Origin of the sequence: Sphingomonas sp., from assembly GCF_039595165.1 — a bacterium.
Classification (GTDB): domain Bacteria; phylum Pseudomonadota; class Alphaproteobacteria; order Sphingomonadales; family Sphingomonadaceae; genus Sphingomonas.
In genome coordinates, this window is record NZ_JBCNMA010000081.1 from 1 (window position 1) to 15,103 (window position 15,103).

Annotated in this window: 18 protein-coding genes, 2 pseudogenes and 1 riboswitch; of the genes and pseudogenes, 8 read left to right on the forward strand and 12 right to left on the reverse strand. The window is 68.8% G+C overall.

What is annotated here, in order from left to right; translation table 11 throughout:
• From ABDV68_RS13120 to ABDV68_RS13160, 9 genes and pseudogenes are all read right to left on the reverse strand, one after another.
• Positions 1-1,035: phosphomethylpyrimidine synthase ThiC (locus ABDV68_RS13120; RefSeq protein ID WP_343520463.1), on the reverse strand; the 1,035-nt coding region annotated here is incomplete at its 3' end.
• A gap of 35 nt (positions 1,036-1,070) precedes the next feature.
• A riboswitch (TPP riboswitch) is annotated at positions 1,071-1,178 on the reverse strand.
• Positions 1,179-1,192: 14 nt separating this feature from the next.
• Positions 1,193-2,113: a MipA/OmpV family protein gene (locus tag ABDV68_RS13125; RefSeq protein ID WP_343520464.1), complete on the reverse strand. Its 921-nt coding sequence runs from the start codon at positions 2,111-2,113 to the stop codon at positions 1,193-1,195.
• 66 nt (positions 2,114-2,179) lie between these two features.
• A complete protein-coding gene (locus tag ABDV68_RS13130; RefSeq protein WP_343520466.1) occupies positions 2,180-2,626 on the reverse strand; it encodes a DUF2141 domain-containing protein in 447 nt (148 codons plus the stop codon).
• Positions 2,541-3,349: pseudogene (locus tag ABDV68_RS13135) on the reverse strand (sterol desaturase family protein). Before ABDV68_RS13135 ends, ABDV68_RS13130 begins: the two are co-directional and overlap by 86 nt.
• Positions 3,337-3,630, reverse strand: a complete 294-nt coding sequence (locus ABDV68_RS13140; RefSeq protein WP_343520467.1) for a type II toxin-antitoxin system RelE/ParE family toxin — start codon at positions 3,628-3,630, stop codon at positions 3,337-3,339. Before ABDV68_RS13140 ends, ABDV68_RS13135 begins: the two are co-directional and overlap by 13 nt.
• A gap of 3 nt (positions 3,631-3,633) precedes the next feature.
• A complete protein-coding gene (locus ABDV68_RS13145) occupies positions 3,634-3,891 on the reverse strand; it encodes a type II toxin-antitoxin system ParD family antitoxin (RefSeq protein ID WP_343520468.1) in 258 nt (85 codons plus the stop codon).
• Between the two features lie 38 nt (positions 3,892-3,929).
• Positions 3,930-4,562: a DUF2585 domain-containing protein gene (locus tag ABDV68_RS13150; RefSeq protein ID WP_343520470.1), complete on the reverse strand. Its 633-nt coding sequence runs from the start codon at positions 4,560-4,562 to the stop codon at positions 3,930-3,932.
• A gap of 29 nt (positions 4,563-4,591) precedes the next feature.
• On the reverse strand, positions 4,592-5,362 hold the full coding sequence (locus ABDV68_RS13155) for an SDR family oxidoreductase (RefSeq protein ID WP_343520472.1): 771 nt from the start codon (positions 5,360-5,362) through the stop codon (positions 4,592-4,594).
• Positions 5,363-5,405: 43 nt separating this feature from the next.
• Entirely contained in the window at positions 5,406-6,017 is a 612-nt protein-coding gene (locus ABDV68_RS13160) for a TetR/AcrR family transcriptional regulator (protein ID WP_343520473.1), read from the reverse strand.
• Positions 6,018-6,083: 66 nt separating this feature from the next.
• On the opposite strand from ABDV68_RS13160, the gene ABDV68_RS13165 reads away from it, so the two are divergent.
• From ABDV68_RS13165 to ABDV68_RS13190, 6 genes are all read left to right on the forward strand, one after another.
• A complete protein-coding gene (locus ABDV68_RS13165) occupies positions 6,084-6,698 on the forward strand; it encodes a glutathione binding-like protein (protein WP_343520474.1) in 615 nt (204 codons plus the stop codon).
• Between the two features lie 75 nt (positions 6,699-6,773).
• Positions 6,774-7,934, forward strand: coding sequence for a lycopene beta-cyclase CrtY (crtY, locus tag ABDV68_RS13170; protein ID WP_343520475.1), 1,161 nt, complete (start codon positions 6,774-6,776; stop codon positions 7,932-7,934).
• The gene (locus ABDV68_RS13175) at positions 7,931-9,406 is read left to right on the forward strand and encodes a phytoene desaturase (RefSeq protein WP_343520476.1); all 1,476 of its coding nucleotides are present in this window, start codon (positions 7,931-7,933) and stop codon (positions 9,404-9,406) included. Before crtY ends, ABDV68_RS13175 begins: the two co-directional genes overlap by 4 nt.
• Before the next feature lie 2 nt (positions 9,407-9,408).
• The gene (locus tag ABDV68_RS13180; protein WP_343520486.1) at positions 9,409-9,990 is read left to right on the forward strand and encodes a TIGR00730 family Rossman fold protein; all 582 of its coding nucleotides are present in this window, start codon (positions 9,409-9,411) and stop codon (positions 9,988-9,990) included.
• The gene (locus ABDV68_RS13185) at positions 9,987-10,934 is read left to right on the forward strand and encodes a phytoene/squalene synthase family protein (RefSeq protein WP_343520478.1); all 948 of its coding nucleotides are present in this window, start codon (positions 9,987-9,989) and stop codon (positions 10,932-10,934) included. The genes ABDV68_RS13180 and ABDV68_RS13185 overlap by 4 nt, the downstream gene beginning before the upstream one ends.
• Before the next feature lie 49 nt (positions 10,935-10,983).
• Positions 10,984-11,178 (forward strand): hypothetical protein, encoded by a 195-nt coding sequence (locus ABDV68_RS13190; protein ID WP_343520480.1) that lies wholly within the window; start codon positions 10,984-10,986, stop codon positions 11,176-11,178.
• Positions 11,179-11,182: 4 nt separating this feature from the next.
• On the opposite strand, the gene ABDV68_RS13195 is transcribed toward ABDV68_RS13190, so the two are convergent.
• A complete protein-coding gene (locus ABDV68_RS13195) occupies positions 11,183-11,413 on the reverse strand; it encodes a hypothetical protein (protein ID WP_343520482.1) in 231 nt (76 codons plus the stop codon).
• 95 nt (positions 11,414-11,508) lie between these two features.
• Here ABDV68_RS13195 and ABDV68_RS13200 point away from each other — a divergent pair, with 95 nt between their 5' ends.
• The gene (locus ABDV68_RS13200; RefSeq protein WP_343520483.1) at positions 11,509-13,326 is read left to right on the forward strand and encodes an ABC transporter ATP-binding protein/permease; all 1,818 of its coding nucleotides are present in this window, start codon (positions 11,509-11,511) and stop codon (positions 13,324-13,326) included.
• Positions 13,327-13,332: 6 nt separating this feature from the next.
• Here the strand turns inward: ABDV68_RS13200 and ABDV68_RS13205 are convergent, their stop codons facing one another.
• Both ABDV68_RS13205 and ABDV68_RS13210 read right to left on the reverse strand, forming a co-directional pair.
• Positions 13,333-13,476 carry a hypothetical protein gene (locus tag ABDV68_RS13205; protein WP_343520484.1) on the reverse strand — a complete coding sequence of 48 codons (144 nt, stop codon included), beginning with the start codon at positions 13,474-13,476 and terminating at the stop codon, positions 13,333-13,335.
• 9 nt (positions 13,477-13,485) lie between these two features.
• Positions 13,486-14,811 (reverse strand): dihydroorotase, encoded by a 1,326-nt coding sequence (locus tag ABDV68_RS13210; protein WP_343520485.1) that lies wholly within the window; start codon positions 14,809-14,811, stop codon positions 13,486-13,488.
• A gap of 44 nt (positions 14,812-14,855) precedes the next feature.
• On the opposite strand from ABDV68_RS13210, the pseudogene ABDV68_RS13215 reads away from it, so the two are divergent.
• Positions 14,856-15,103 (forward strand): annotated as a pseudogene (locus tag ABDV68_RS13215) (folate-binding protein); the annotation flags it as partial.

Here is a 15,103-nt window from a genome sequence, read left to right on the forward strand (position 1 = left end):
GAAGCTCTCGCGGTGGTGCGCCAGGCACCATTTGGCCATGATCGAGCCGCCGCGGCTGACGATGCCGGTGACTCGCTTGGCGGTCATCGGGATGTAGGGCAGGCGCACGCCGGCGTGGATCGTGAAATAGTCGACGCCCTGCTCGGCCTGCTCGATCAGCGTGTCGCGGAAGATCTCCCAGGTCAGCTCCTCGGCGATGCCGCCGACCTTCTCGAGCGCCTGATAGATCGGGACGGTGCCGACGGGCACGGGGCTGTTGCGCAGGATCCATTCGCGGGTGTCGTGGATGTTACGGCCGGTGGAGAGGTCCATGATCGTGTCGGCGCCCCAGCGGATCGCCCACACCATCTTGTCGACCTCGGATGCCACGTCGCTGGCGACGGCGGAGTTGCCGATATTGGCGTTGATCTTGACCAGGAAGTTGCGGCCGATCGCCATCGGCTCGGATTCGGGGTGGTTGATGTTGCTGGGGATGATCGCGCGGCCGCGGGCGACCTCGTCGCGGACGAACTCGGGGGTGACGTAGTCGGGGATGCTGGCGCCCCAGTCCTGGCCGTCGCGGATGTACTCGGCGAGCATCTCGCGGCCGAGATTCTCGCGGGTGGCGACATATTCCATCTCGGGCGTGACGATGCCGCGGCGGGCATAGTGCATCTGGGAGACGTTGGCGCTGGGCTTCGCGCGCAGCACCTGCTTGCGGACATTGGGGAAGGGCTGGACGCCGCCGGAGCGGTCCGGGCCGAGCTGGCCATTGTCCTCGGGGCGCACCTCGCGCTGGGCGACTTCCTCGACGTCGCCGCGATCGCGGATCCAGTCGCGGCGCAGCTCGGGCAGGCCGGCCATGATGTCGATGCGGGCGTCGGGGTCGGTATAGGGGCCGGAGCAGTCGTAGACGCGCAGCGGGGGCTCGCCGGACGAGGGTTCGAGATGGATCTCGCGCATCGCGACGCCGAGGGGACCGACATGGATCTTCTTCGAGCCGCGGATCGGGCCGGTGGTGACCTTCAATTCGGTGCGCGCGGGGATGTCGGCCATTCGTCACTACTCCTATGCGGGAGAGGACGGTCTTCGGGTGAAAGCCGCTCCCTCCCTACGCCGGTGTCAGCCGGATCAGGTTCAGCGGGTCGCAGGCTCGTGCCTGCCTCTCAAGCGCCGTCAGCGCTCCCCCGGGGATGCGACTCTTCTAGCGGCGTCAGAACGTCAGCGCCAGCCCCGCGCCGAAGGTCCAGTTGTGGCGCGAGCCGGCGATCGCGACGAGCGGGCTGTCGGCGAAGTCGCCGAGCAGCTTCTTGTAGGTGAAGCCGGTGACCAGGGCGAGGCCCTTGGTCAGATCGCCGGTCAGGGCATAGGTGAACAGGCCGCCGAAGGTGATGTCCTTCTGCCCGCCCTCGGGCGTGAACACGGGCAGGCCGCTCGCCACGCTGCCCGCGGGGGTGACGCCGAAATAGGTGCGGGCATATTCGTCCTCGACGAACTCGGCCGAGGCGAAGATGCCGACCAGCGCCTTGGTGCTGAGCGGCGTGGTGTAGTTGATCGACGGGCTCCAGATGCCGCTCTTGTGGATCTTGGTCACGTCGTGGCGGTAGGAGACCGAGATCGAGAGCTTGTCGTAATCGCTGGTGATCAGCCCGGTCTTGCCGATGCCGACATAGCCGCCGACCTCGACCGCGGTGTCGATCTCGCCCAGCGCGGCGACGCGCGGGTCCTCGATCGCGTCGATATTGGTGCGGTTGAGGTTGAGCACCGCGACCGGGCCGAACTGGAAGTCCCAGGTCGGGCCGGTGGGATTGGGCAGCAGGTCCATGCTCGCGCGGTTGCCGAGCACGGTGAAGCTCATCCCCGAGATCGTGCCGTTGGCGGCGGGGAGCGGGGTCCAGCGCTCCTCGTTCGAGCCTTCGTAATCGGGGATATAGGCGACCCCGCCGCCGATGGTGAGGCGCGCCGCGCCTTCCTCCGCCGCGGCGGCGACCTCGGCCGAGGCCGGCCCGGTCCGGGCGGCCTCCTCGGCGGGCGGGTTCACCGCTTCCGCGGGAGGCGCATCCTGCGCGAGGGCGGGCGTGGCGACGAGCGCGGTGACGGCGAACGCGATGGGAAGGAACGGGGCGTGACGCATTGAGTAGCTTCCTGAAACTGTTTCAGGAACGAAACGCCGCCGTCCACAAATGGATGCACGTGAACATCAAAGTAGATAGCGCATCCGCACTTGCTGCGGCCTTGCCGCACCATCGACCGCGAAGCGCGCCGCGTCGAACCTGGGCGGGCCGAAGCCGATCGCGGGGTTGCGGGTGAAGCCGAAGCCCTCGCGCGGGATGCCCATCAGCGTGTCGAGCTTGCTGTTGCCATTCTCGTCATGGATGATCGCGGCGGCGTAGTTGCCGGGCGCGAGGCCGTCGAAGGTGACGACGGCCTGCGTCGCGGGGACCGAGCGCGTGACGGCGCGCGGATCGTCCTTGCAATCGGGGAAGCTTTGCGGCCGCGAGGTGAGGCAGATGCGCAGCACGCCCTTGGCCGACCGCAGCTTCTGGACATCGAGCTCGAGGCTAAAGGTCGGCGACGCCGCGGGGAGCAGGAGCAGCCCGAGCGGCAGTATCGACAGACGCAGCGGCGACGGCCGCCGCTTTGGCATGGCTGCGCGCGAAGTCGCCGACACCGCGGTCGGTGCCGCAAAGCCGGTCCCAGAAACGGAAATAGAGCCCATAGTTGCACCCGTACTGCTCATGGTGCCGTTGATGGTGGCTCGCCGTGATCAGCCACGCCCCCAAAGACCCCCCCGCCACATCGCCCGCGGGAAGATTTCCCACCCCATGTGATTGGTCACACCCATAACCGTCATGATTCCAAGCACAACGCCCAATGCGGGGGCGTGGATGGGGATGAGGAAGACCAGCGCCGGGATCACCACCGCGCCGGTCACCGCCTCGACCGGATGGAAGCTCATCGCCGCCCAGGCGGTCGGCGGCCGGCTGGCGTGGTGGACGGCATGGACGCGGCGGAAGAGCGCCGGCCGATGCATCCAGCGGTGAGTCCAGTAGAACCACGCATCGTGCGCGAGGAGATAGAGGAGGACCGAAAGCGGGAGATACCAGAGCGGCCAGTCGCCGACATCGGTATAGATCCGCGTCCAGCCGCGGTTCTGCCAGCCCCAGGCGACGATCCCGGCGGGAATGCCATAGATCGCGGCGCTGGCGAGGCTCCAGCCGATCTCGCGGCGCATCTGCGCGTCGAGCCCGCGATAGAGGCCGGGATGCCTGAGCCGCGTCGCCCAGGCGAAACCGCCCGAGACGATCAGGTAGCGCACCGCGACGATGAGGGTCATCGCGAGCGCGGAAAGGAGGATCAGGCCAACCATTTTCGCGGGTCCATCGCAGCATGGAGGATGCGAGCGATCAGCACGCCCCCTCGTTCACGGCGATAGAAGATGCGATGTTGCCTGCAGGACAGGCAGCGCGTTCCGCGTTTCAGGTCACTTGCCGGGGGACCGAGCTCCGGAAAATCTGCGAGTTTGGCAAGCGCGTGCTGAACGTCGGCAAGATATTTGCCGGCGACGTCGATGCCGAAATTCTCGATGCTGTAATCATAGATGCTGAGCAGATCGATGCGCGCCGCCCGGCTTAGCTCGACCTTGGCCATATATCAGGCGGCCTGAGTCTTTGCGTGATCGATCTTCCGATAGAGATCAGCGAAGACTTCATCCACCGACTGCTCGCTCACGCCCGACGCAAAGCCTTCGTCGATTGCAGCCTGCAATGCGCGCAGCCTCTCCGCATATTCCTGATCGCGGCGCATCAGGTCGCGGACATAGTCGCTGGTGCTGCTGTAGCGGCCCTCGGCGACGCGGGATTCGGCCCAGGCCTTGAGGCCTTCGGGGAGCGAGACGTTCATCTGTGCCATGCGCGCGATATAGGATTTTGCGCTAAGATTGACAATCGCTAGAGCAATCCCCCCGCCCCCTGCCATGTCCGGATCGCGTCGACCGGCCAGACCAGCATCAGCACGTTGAGCGTGAGGTTGTCGCGGATCAGCAGCAGGGTAAGCCCCTCGAACAGGATGGCGAGGGCGATCGTCATGCGCACCGGCAGCCTGGCGGCGAGCCAGAAGCCCGCAGCCATCCAGCCGATATCGGCGAGTGAGTTGACGATCGAGTCGCCCGAATAGCCGAATGCGATCGTCGCTTCGCGGTAGCGATCGATGATGATCGGGGAATTCTCGAGCAGCTCCCAGCCTGCCTCGATCGCCACCGCGAGCGGCAGCGTCCAGCGGCGCGCGCGGCCGCGCAGCGCGAGGTGCGCGAGGCCGTAGAATAGGAAGCCGTGGATGACGTGGCTGAACGTGTACCAGTCGGCGAGGTGCTGGCTGTTCTCGCTCGACTGCACCACGCCGTGCCACAGCTTGATCGTGCCGCACGGGCAGATCGGCGGGCGATCCATGACGAACAGGATGACGCCGGCGACGATCAGCAGGTCGAGCGCGAGGAGCAGCGGGAACAGCGTCGGCAGCAGCGTGCTGCGCCGCCCCGTCGCGCGATCCTCGTGAATGCCCGCATCCCCCATCGCGGCCAGCATGGCGCAAGCGCGGGGCAAATGCGAGGCCGCTACTCGGCGTAGATCATCTTTCGCGTCATCCCGCCGTCGACGACGATCTGCTGTCCGGTGATGAAGCCCGCGCCCTCGCCGGCGAGGAAGGCGACGGTGGCGGCGATGTCCCCGGGCACGCCGACGCGGCCCACGGGATGCTGTTCGCGGTCGATCGGGCGGTGATCGGGCTCGGCGCGCTGGGACGCCTTGCGCCACGGGCCGGTCTCGATCCAGCCGGGCAGGATCGCGTTGACGCGGATCTCCGGCCCCAGGCTGACGGCGAGCGCATGGGCGAGCGCGACCAGCCCGCCCTTGGCCGCGGCATAGGCCTCGCAATGCGGTTCGGACTGGAGCGCGCGGGTCGAGGCCATGAGGACGATCGACCCCTTGCGCGGGCGCAGCAGCGGCACCGCGGCGCGCACCATCAGGAAGCCGCCGGTCAGATGGCTGTCGATCCATTTGTGCCAGCCGGCAAGGCTCAACGCCTCGACCGGGCCGCTCACCGGATCGGCGATGCCGGCATTGCTGACGAGCAGGTCGAGGCCCGGGTCCTCGCCCAGTTCCTTTAGCCAGGCACCGAACGCGTCGAACCCGTCCGCAACGGCCTTCTCGTCGCCGACATCGACGGTGCGCGCGAGCAGAGGCCTGGGGGCATGCGCGGCGGCGAGCTCCTTCCCCGCCCGGGCGTCGAGGTCGAACGCGGCCACCGCCCAGCCATCGCCGAGCAGCCGCTCGACCACCGCGCGGCCGATCCCCTGGGCGCCGCCCGTCACGATCGCTGTCCTCATGCGGCCTCCTGTGCAGCGCAAACGCCGGGGCCGGCGAAAGGCTTCAGGCCACCGGCGCGATCAAGTCGATACAGTCCCGCGCCGCCCGCACCAGCTCGGCGTGCGGCGCGCCGGCGCGGGCGCGGACGCTGAGCGAATGGACCATGGCGGTGACGACACGCGCCTGCAGCGCGGGCGCGGCGCTCCCGGCGTTGCGCAGGAGCAACTCGACCTGCGCGTCCTCCATCGCGAGGAAGCGCGTGATCGCGGCGCGAACCTCCGGGTCGCCCACCGATTCGGTGGTGGCGGTGCTGATGAAGAGGCAGCCCGCGGGCCCGTTCTCGCCCGTGAGATAGCCGTCGATCACCGCGGTGAAGAAACGCTCGAGCATCGCCCGCAAGGGCAGGTCCGCCTCGGCCAGCCGCGCGAAGCCGCGTTCGGCGCGCGCATGGGTACGCGCGAGCGCGGCGAGGTAGAGCGCCTTCTTGTCGCCGAACGCCGAGTAGAGGCTGGGCCGGTTGAGCCGGGTCGCGGCGGCGAGCTCGTCGAGCGAGGTGCCCGAATAGCCGCTCGCGCGAAAGCGCTCGGCCGCCGCACCCAGCGCCGCGTCCGGATCGAAGGCACGCGGACGGCCGCGTTTCCTGCCCGTATCGGTGTTTTTTGTACTATCTCGCATAAAATTCCTTGACCGCCCCGATATTCTTGCGAGATGGTACAAAAATCAACCCCAGGGAGTCGCGCCATGAAACTCTACTTCATTCCCTTCGCCTGCTCGCTCGCCACCCGCATCGCGATCGAGGAAGCCGGCCTCGACGCCGAGTTCGTCCAGGTGCTGACCGGCCACAAGCTGCCCGACGGGAGCGATTTCCGTGCCGTCAGCCCGATGGGCTATGTCCCCGCGCTGGAGACGCGGAGCGGCATCACGCTGACCGAAGGACCGGCGGTGCTGCAGTATCTCGCCGACAATGCCGAGGAGGGCGTGCTCGCCCCGGCGCTGTTCAGCGAGGCGCGCTACCGCATGCAGCTGTGGCTCAACTTCATCAGCACCGAAGTGCACAAGGCGGTGTTCGCGCCGCTGTTCGCCAAGGATGCGAGCGAGGCGGAGAAGGCCGCGGCGCTCGGCCGGGTGGCCAAGCCGTTCGAGGTGCTCTCGGCGCATCTCGACGGGCGCGAGTTCCTCGGCGAGGCGTTCACCGTCGCCGACGCCTATCTGCTCGCGGTGCTCAACTGGAGCGAGACCGCGGGCGTCGACATCGCCGCCTGGCCGGTGCTGCTGGCCTATCGCACGCGGCTGCGCGCCCGTCCCTCGGTGGCGCGGGCGATGGCGGCGGAGATGCCGCTGCTCAAGGCGGCCTGACTTAAGCCTCGCCGCGTCGCAATCGCCCGCGCCCCGGGGGTTCCCCGGGCGCGGGCGATCCGCTAGGCGGCGGCGATGCCAGCCATCATCCATTGCGACGTCGCCATCGTCGGCGGCGGGCTAGCGGGCGGCCTCATCGCGCTCGCGCTGCGCAAGAAGCGTCCCGAGCTCGACATCCGCATCGTCGAAGGCGGCGCGGAGCTGGGCGGCAACCATCTCTGGTCGTTCTTCGCGAGCGACGTCGCCGTCGCCGACCGCTGGCTGGTCGCGCCGCTGATCTCCTATGGCTGGACGCGCTACGACGTCGTCTTCCCGGGCCATGCGCGGACGCTCAAGGCCGGCTATTATTCGATCGAGTCCGACCGGCTCGACCAGATGGTGCGCGCCGCGCTGCCGGCGCAGGCGGTGATGACCGGACGCAAGGCGCTGGGCGCGAGCGCGCGCGCGGTGGTGCTGGCCGACGGCGACCGGATCGAGGCGGGCGGGGTGATCGACTGCCGCGGGCCGAGCGATCTCTCGCGGCTCGAGCTCGGCTGGCAGAAATTCCTCGGTCGCGAGCTCGCGCTGGCCGAGCCGCATCCGCTCAAGCGGCCGCTGGTGATGGACGCGACGGTGCCGCAGGCCGACGGCTATCGCTTCGTCTATGCGCTGCCCTTCGCGGCGACACGGCTGTTCGTCGAGGACACCTACTACAGCGACACGCCCGAGATCGATGCCGACGCCTTGCGCGGTCGCATCGACGCCTGGCTGGCCGCGCGGCGGATCGAGGCGGAGGCGGTGACGCGCGAGGAGACCGGCGTGCTGCCGGTCGCGATGGGCGGCGATTTCGAGGAATATTGGCGCTCGGGCGGCAACCGCCTCGCCAAGGCGGGGATGCGCGCGGCGCTGTTCCACCCGGTCACCGGCTATTCGCTGCCCGACGCCGTGCGGCTCGCGCGGGCGATCGCCGATGCGAGCGACCTCAGCGGCCCGGCGCTGCACGAGCTGACCTATGGCTTCGCCCGGCGGCAATGGCAGCGGCGCGGTTTCTACCGCATGCTGGCGGCGATGCTGTTCCGCGCGGCGGAGCCCGAGGAACGCTATCGCGTGCTCGAACGCTTCTATCGGCTGGACGCGGGGCTCATCGCACGCTTCTATGCGAGCCAGTCGAGCCTGCTCGACCGCGCGCGGATGCTGGTGGGGAAGCCGCCGGTGCCGGTCGGGCGTGCGGTGCGGGCGATCAGGGGAACCATGTGAAGCGGGCAGTGGTCATCGGCGCGGGGTTCGGGGGGCTGGCGCTGGCGATCCGCCTGCAATCGGCCGGCGTCGACACGGTGGTGCTCGAGGCGCGCGACAAGCCCGGCGGGCGCGCCTATTTCTGGGAGAAGGACGGCTTTACCTTCGACGCCGGACCGACGGTGATCACCGCCCCCCAGGCGCTCGAGGAGCTGTGGGCGCTGACCGGCAATCGCATGGCCGACGACGTGACCTTGGTGCCGGTCGATCCCTTCTACCGGCTGAACTGGCACGATGGCACCAACTTCGACTATTCGAACGACGACGCGGCGCTGGCCGGCGAGATCGCCAAGCTCGATCCGGCGGACATCGCCGGATACCGGCGCTTCCTCGACTATTCGGCCGGGGTCTATCGCGAAGGCTATGAGAAGCTCGGCCAGGTCGCGTTCCTCGACTTCACCTCGATGGTCAAGGCCGCGCCAAACCTCGCGAAGTACCAGGCGTGGCGCAGCGTCTATTCGATGGTCTCGTCGTTCGTGAAGAACGAGAAATTGCGCGAGGCGCTGAGCTTCCACACGCTGCTCGTCGGCGGCAATCCGATGACGACCAGCGCGATCTATGCGCTGATCCACAAGCTCGAGCGCGACGGCGGGGTATGGTTCGCGCAGGGCGGGAGCAACCGGCTCGTCGCGGGGATGGTCGCGCTGTTCGGGCGGCTCGGCGGCACGCTGCGGCTGGGCGATCCGGTCGCGCGGATCGAGACGCTGGGCGAGCGCGCGACCGCGGTGGTGACCAGGAGCGGCGCGCGTTTCGAGACCGATGCGGTGGCGAGCAACGCCGACCTGATCCACAGCTATCGCGACTTGCTCGAGGGTTCGCGCAGCGCCCAGCGCACCGCCGTTCGGCTCGAGAAGAAGCGCTTCTCGCCCTCGCTCTTCCTCGTCCATTTCGGGGTCAAGGGGACCTGGCCGGGAATCCCGCACCACATGATCCTGTTCGGGCCGCGCTACAAAGGGCTGCTCGAGGACATCTACGACCATGGCGTGCTGAGCCAGGATTTCTCGCTCTACCTGCATCACCCGACGGTGACCGACCCGAGCCTGGCGCCGGAGGGACATTCGACCTTCTACGCGCTCGCCCCGGTGCCGCATCTCGGCAAGTTCCCGGTCGACTGGCGCGAGATCGCGCCGGTGCTGGAGAAGCGCATCCTCGACGAGGTCGGACGGCGGCTGATCCCCGACATCCACGAGCGCATCGTGACCAGGTTCAGCTATGCGCCGGATCAGTTCCGCGACGATCTCGGCGCGCATCTCGGCAGCGCGTTCAGCCTCGAGCCGATCCTGTCGCAGAGCGCGTATTTCCGCGCGCACAATCGCGACGATTCGATCCCCAACCTCTATTTCGTCGGCGCCGGCACGCATCCCGGCGCCGGCATCCCCGGCGTGGTCGGCAGCGCCAAGGCGACCGCCGCGCTGATGCTGGAGCAACCATGAGCCTGAAGCGTCTCGCCATCTATTGCGGGTCGGCGACCCCCAGCGACTCCGTGTTCATCGAGAATGCCCGCTTCGTCGGCCGCAGCCTCGCCGAGCGGGGGATCGGGGTGGTCTATGGCGGCGGGCGGCTCGGGCTGATGGGGGCCGTGGCGGACAGCGCGCTGGCGGCGGGCGGCGAGGTGATCGGGGTGATCCCGCAGGCGCTGGTCGATGCCGAGGTGGCGCATCGCGGCTGCACCGAGCTCCACGTCGTGCGCACGATGCACGAGCGCAAACAGGCCTTCACCGACCTCTCCGACGGCTTCGTCACCCTGCCCGGCGGCACCGGCACGATGGACGAGTTGTGGGAGGCGATGAGCTGGGCGCAGATCGGCTATCACGCCAAGCCGGTGGGGCTGCTCAACGTCGCGGGCTTCTATGACGGGCTGATCGAATTCGTCGGCAAGATGGGCGAGGTCGGCTTCCTGCGCCCGCAGCACCAGGGGCTGCTGATCGTCGACCGCAAGCTCGACGGGCTGCTCGCCAAGATGGCCGCGCACCGCCCCGCCACCACGATCGGCCAGATCGGCGCCAAGGACCTGTGAGCGCGCCCGCGCCAACCCGCGCCAGCGTGGTCGCGGCGGCGCAGGACAGCATCGCGCGCGGATCGCGCAGCTTCGCCGCGGCGAGCCAGCTGTTCGACCGCGATACGCGCCAGCGGGCGTGGCTGCTCTACGCCTGGTGCCGCGCGTGCGACGATCTGGTCGATGGTCAGCAACTGGGTCGTCAGACCGAACGCGTGGCCGATCCGGCGGCGCGGCTCGAGCAGGTGCGCACGCTGACCGGCGTCGCCCTCGCCGGCCAATGGACCGGCGACCCGGCATTCGACGCGCTCAGGATCGTCGCCGAAGAGACGCGCATGCCGCACCGCTTCGCGCACGACCTGATCGAGGGGTTCGCGCTCGACGCCAGGGGCTCGTTCCCGCGCTCCGAGAATGACCTGCTGCGCTATTGCTACCATGTCGCGGGCGCGGTCGGCTGCATGATGGCGGTGGTGATGGGGGTGGACCCGCACGACGAGTCGACGCTCGACCGGGCATGCGACCTCGGCATCGCCTTCCAGCTCGCCAATATCGCGCGCGACATCGAGGCCGACGACCGCATCGGCCGCTGCTACCTGCCGGTCGAATGGCTGGTCGAGATGGACATCCCGCCCGGCCAGCACATGAAGCCGCCATTCCGCTCGCGGCTGGTGGTGATCGCCAAATGGCTGGGGGAGATGGCGGCGGACTATGCCGCGAGCGCGCGCCGCGGCACCCCCGCGCTGCGCTTCCGCTCGGCCTGGGCGGTGCTGGCGGCGGCGGGCATCTATGGCGACATCGCGCGCGAGGTGACGGCGCGCGGCGCGCATGCCTGGGACCATCGCGCGCGTACCGGCAATGTGCAGAAGCTCGCCCGGATCGCGCGTGCCCTGCCCCAGGCGGCGCTGCGCCATCGCCTCTACCGCGCCGGCCCGCGCCCGGCCGGGCTATGGACCCGGCCGCGTTAACCGCGTTCGGCGAGACTCGGGTAAAGCCCATGGCGGCATAGCGGCGGCGATGACCGCGCTATCGCTTCACCTCTCCCGCGCGCTCGCGAAAGGCCGTGCAACCCCCGCCCCGCCCGCGAGCCGCGCGGACCTTTTGCTGACGCTGCTGCGCAAGCGCGCCGCCGCGCACAATGCGGGCGCGCCCGAGCTCGAAGCGTTGCTGCGCGACCAGATCCGCTGGGCGCTGCCGATCGAGCGTTGCTGAAGACCTAACCGCGCGGCGCGTGCATATCGTTGCGCGCCATCTGGTTCCCGCGCTGCTGGCAGCTCGCGGCGATGGTCGGGAAGGAGAGGTCGGCGTGGCGTGGCAGGACCTCGGCCATCGCGACCTGGCATTGCGCCGCGCTATGGTAACGGACCGGCTCGACGCGCACCTCGCGGCATTGCAGCTGGCCGTCGCCGCAGCCCAGGATCGCCATCACGTAGAACACCGGTTCCATCTCTCTGCTCCTCGCCCGGGTCAACGAACCGGGCGGAGCGGCGTTCCGCACATGCGCGCGTTGCATCCGGGCGCGCACGCGCCCAGATAGCGGTGATGCCGCCCCAGACCGTACCCGCCGGCGGCGAACGCCCGTTGTTCGCCACGCTCCGCCGCTTCCTTCCCTATCTCTGGCCCGACGGCATGCCGGGGCTGAAGGCGCGCATCGTCGGCGCGCTGCTGCTCGTGCTGCTGTCCAAGGTCGTGCAGGTCTATGGCGCCGCCTATGCGCTCAAGGCCGCGGTGGACTCGATGGCGCTCAACGATCGCAGCGTGGTCGTGTTCGTGGTGCTGATGGTGGTCGGCTATGCCGCCGCGCGGCTGTTCACCACCGTCTTCGACAATCTGCGCAACACGGTGTTCGAGAAGGTCGGGCAGGACGCGACGCGGCGGCTCGCCATCGTCACCTTCCGCCATCTCCACCAGCTCTCGCTGCGCTTCCATCTCGAACGGCGCACCGGCGCGGTGACCAAGGTGGTCGAGCGCGGCACCAAGAGCATCGACACGATGCTCTATTTCCTGCTGTTCAACATCGCGCCGACGATCCTCGAGCTGGCGCTGGTGCTGCAGATCTTCGGGTCGCGCTTCGGCTGGTGGCTGGTGGCGTCGACGCTGGCGATGGTGGTGATCTACATCGCCTTCACGCGCTGGGTGACCGACTGGCGCTCCAAGCTGCGCGAGCGGATGAACGACCTCGACACCGGCGCGGTCGCGCATGCGGTGGATTCGCTGCTCAATTTCGAGACGGTGAAGTATTTCAACGCCGAGAAGCGCGAGGCGGATCGCTATTCGGCCGCGGTCGAGGCCTATGCCACCGCGGCGGTGAAGTCAGAGAACTCGCTCGCCTGGCTCAACATGGGCCAGTCGCTGATCACCAACGTCATGCTCGGCGCCGGCATGGCGGTGGTCGCGTGGGGCTGGTCGAGCGGACGCTTCTCGCCGGGCGACGTGGTGTTCGTCTCGACGCTCTTGAGCCAGCTGTTCCGCCCGCTCGACATGCTCGGCTGGGTGTATCGCACGATCCGCCAGGGCGTGATCGACATGGGCGCGATGTTCGACCTGATCGACACCGACGCCGAGGTGAAGGACGCGCCCGGCGCACCGCCGCTGGAGGTCACGCGCGGCGAGGTGCGGTTCGAGGGGGTGCGCTTCGGCTATGAGGCGGATCGCGACATCCTGAAGGGCATCGACCTGGTCATCGCGCCCGGCCACACGGTCGCGGTGGTCGGCCCGTCGGGCGCGGGCAAGTCGACGCTGGCCCGCATCCTCTACCGCTTCTACGACTTGACCGGCGGGCGCGTGACGATCGACGGACAGGACATCGCGCAGGTGACGCAAGCCTCGTTGCGCGCGGCGATCGGCATCGTCCCGCAGGACACGGTGCTGTTCAACGACACGGTCGGCTACAACATCGCCTATGGCCGCGAGGGTGCGACGCCCGACCAGGTCGCGGCGGCGGCACGCGGCGCGGCGATCGCCGGGTTCATCGAGAGCATGCCCGACGGGTATGAGACACGGGTAGGCGAGCGCGGGCTCAAGCTGTCGGGGGGCGAGAAGCAGCGCGTCGCGATCGCGCGCACGTTGCTCAAGGATCCGCCGATCCTGATCCTCGACGAGGCGACCAGCGCGCTGGATTCGCGGACGGAGGCGGAGATCCTCGACACGCTGGAGGCGATCGAGCGCGGCCGCACCACGATCGTCATCGCGCACCGGCTGTCGACCGTGGTCAATGCCGACCGCATCGTGGTGCTGGAAGCCGGACGCATCGCCGAGCAGGGCACCCATGCCGAACTGCTCGAGCTGCGCGGCGTCTATGCCGAGATGTGGGCGCGCCAGCAGGCGGAGCGCGAGGCGGTAGCGGAGGCGGCGGCGTAGGTTTCCTTAGCCGAGGTACCACCAGAAACCGACGATAACGACAACGACGGGACCGATCGCGGCGATCGTGAACGCCAGCGCCCAGGCAGCTTTGCGTCCGAGCTTTTCCTCTGCGTACTCGACCAGAGGCGCGAAATCATCGGGCAGCATAGGATTCGGTTACCCGAACTCGACCGCCTCGAACCGCACCGGGCGGCCGTGCGCGGCGTTGGCGAGCTGGCCGTCCCACATCACCTGGCGACCGCGGATGATCGTGCCGATCGGCTTGCCGGTCAGTTCCTCCCCCGTGAACGGCGACCAGCCGCAGCGCGAGGCGAGCCAGCTTTCCTCGACGGTCCATTGCTTCTTCAAGTCGACCACGGTGAAGTCCGCGTCATAGCCCGCCGCGATCCGGCCCTTGCCGACCAGCCCGAACACGCGCTGCGGCCCGGCGCTGGTGAGGTCGATCAGCCGCTGCAGCGTGGTGCGACCCTTGGCGACATGGTCGAGCAGCAGGGGCAGCAGGGTCTGCACCCCGGGCATGCCGCTCGGCGAAGCGGGATAGGGCCTGGCCTTCTCCTCGATCGTATGCGGCGCGTGATCCGAGCCGAGCACGTCGGGCACGCCCTGGTTGAGCCAGTGCCACAGGCCGTCGCGATGCGCCGCCGAGCGGATCGGCGGGTTCATCTGGGCATAGGTGCCGAGCCGCGGATAGGCGTCCTCGGCCGCCAGCGTCAGGTGCTGTGGCGTCACCTCGCATGTCGCGATGTCCTTGTGCTGCGCGAGCAGCTCCAGCTCGGCGGGCGTGGTGACGTGGAGGACGTGGATGCGGCGCTTCGCCTCGCGCGCGAGCTTGAGGATGCGGCGGGTGGCGAGGATCGCGCTCTCGTCGTCGCGCCACACCGGGTGCGAGGACGGGGCGCCTTCGATCCGCTCGCCCTCGCGCGCGTTCATGCGGAACTCGTCCTCGGCATGGATCGCGACGCGGCGATGGCCCGAGGCGAGCACGCGCGCGAGATTGGCGTCGTCCGACACCAGCAGGTCGCCGGTCGAGGCGCCCATGAAGATCTTGACCCCGGCCGTGCCCGGCAGCCGCTCGAGCTCGGCCAGATCGGCGGCATTGCTGTTGGTCGCGCCGACATAGAAGGCGTGGTCGCACCACATCCGGTCCCTGGCGCGCGCGAGCTTGTCGTTGACCGCCGCGGCGCTGTCGGTGTTGGGCTTGGTGTTCGGCATCTCGAACACCGCGGTGACCCCGCCGAGCACCGCGGCGCGGCTGCCGCTCTCCAGGTCTTCCTTGGCCTCGAGCCCCGGCTCGCGGAAATGGACCTGGCTGTCGATCACGCCGGGCAGCACGTCGAGCCCGGTGCAGTCGATCGTCTCGCCGGCGTCTCCTTGCGCGCCGATCGCGACGATCCTGCCGTCGCGCACGCCGATATCGACCTGTGCCGGACCCGAGGGCAAATGCACCGTGCCGCCGGTGAGCTTAAGATCGAACGTCGCCATGGGAGCCTCTTTTGAAGTCGCTCCGCGCGTCCTACCTGTTCGCCATGACCGAAGCCACCCTGCTCGCCGATCGTGCCCTGATCCGCCTCTCGGGCGAGGACGTCCGAGGTTTCCTCCAGGGGCTGGTGACGCAGGATATCAACGCCGTGGCGCCCGGCGCACCGCAATGGGCGGGGCTGCTCACTGCACAGGGCAAGGCGCTGTTCGACTTCATCCTGTGGGATGACGGCGACGCGATCCTGATCGATTGCGAGGCGGAGCAGCGCGAGGCGCTGATCCTGCGCCTGTCGAT

Excerpts from the sequence above, each read along its gene's own strand:
- ABDV68_RS13125 (WP_343520464.1), bottom strand. The coding sequence starts at position 2,113 with ATGCGTCACGCCCCGTTCCTTCCCATCGCGTTCGCCGTCACCGCGCTC.
- ABDV68_RS13130 (WP_343520466.1), bottom strand. The coding sequence starts at position 2,626 with ATGCCAAAGCGGCGGCCGTCGCCGCTGCGTCTGTCGATACTGCCGCTC.
- ABDV68_RS13140 (WP_343520467.1), bottom strand. The coding sequence starts at position 3,630 with ATGGCCAAGGTCGAGCTAAGCCGGGCGGCGCGCATCGATCTGCTCAGC.
- ABDV68_RS13145 (WP_343520468.1), bottom strand. The coding sequence starts at position 3,891 with ATGGCACAGATGAACGTCTCGCTCCCCGAAGGCCTCAAGGCCTGGGCC.
- ABDV68_RS13150 (WP_343520470.1), bottom strand. The coding sequence starts at position 4,562 with ATGCTGGCCGCGATGGGGGATGCGGGCATTCACGAGGATCGCGCGACG.
- ABDV68_RS13155 (WP_343520472.1), bottom strand. The coding sequence starts at position 5,362 with ATGAGGACAGCGATCGTGACGGGCGGCGCCCAGGGGATCGGCCGCGCG.
- ABDV68_RS13160 (WP_343520473.1), bottom strand. The coding sequence starts at position 6,017 with ATGCGAGATAGTACAAAAAACACCGATACGGGCAGGAAACGCGGCCGT.
- ABDV68_RS13165 (WP_343520474.1), top strand. The coding sequence starts at position 6,084 with ATGAAACTCTACTTCATTCCCTTCGCCTGCTCGCTCGCCACCCGCATC.
- crtY (WP_343520475.1), top strand. The coding sequence starts at position 6,774 with ATGCCAGCCATCATCCATTGCGACGTCGCCATCGTCGGCGGCGGGCTA.
- ABDV68_RS13190 (WP_343520480.1), top strand. The coding sequence starts at position 10,984 with ATGACCGCGCTATCGCTTCACCTCTCCCGCGCGCTCGCGAAAGGCCGT.
- ABDV68_RS13195 (WP_343520482.1), bottom strand. The coding sequence starts at position 11,413 with ATGGAACCGGTGTTCTACGTGATGGCGATCCTGGGCTGCGGCGACGGC.
- ABDV68_RS13200 (WP_343520483.1), top strand. The coding sequence starts at position 11,509 with ATGCCGCCCCAGACCGTACCCGCCGGCGGCGAACGCCCGTTGTTCGCC.
- ABDV68_RS13205 (WP_343520484.1), bottom strand. The coding sequence starts at position 13,476 with ATGCTGCCCGATGATTTCGCGCCTCTGGTCGAGTACGCAGAGGAAAAG.
- ABDV68_RS13210 (WP_343520485.1), bottom strand. The coding sequence starts at position 14,811 with ATGGCGACGTTCGATCTTAAGCTCACCGGCGGCACGGTGCATTTGCCC.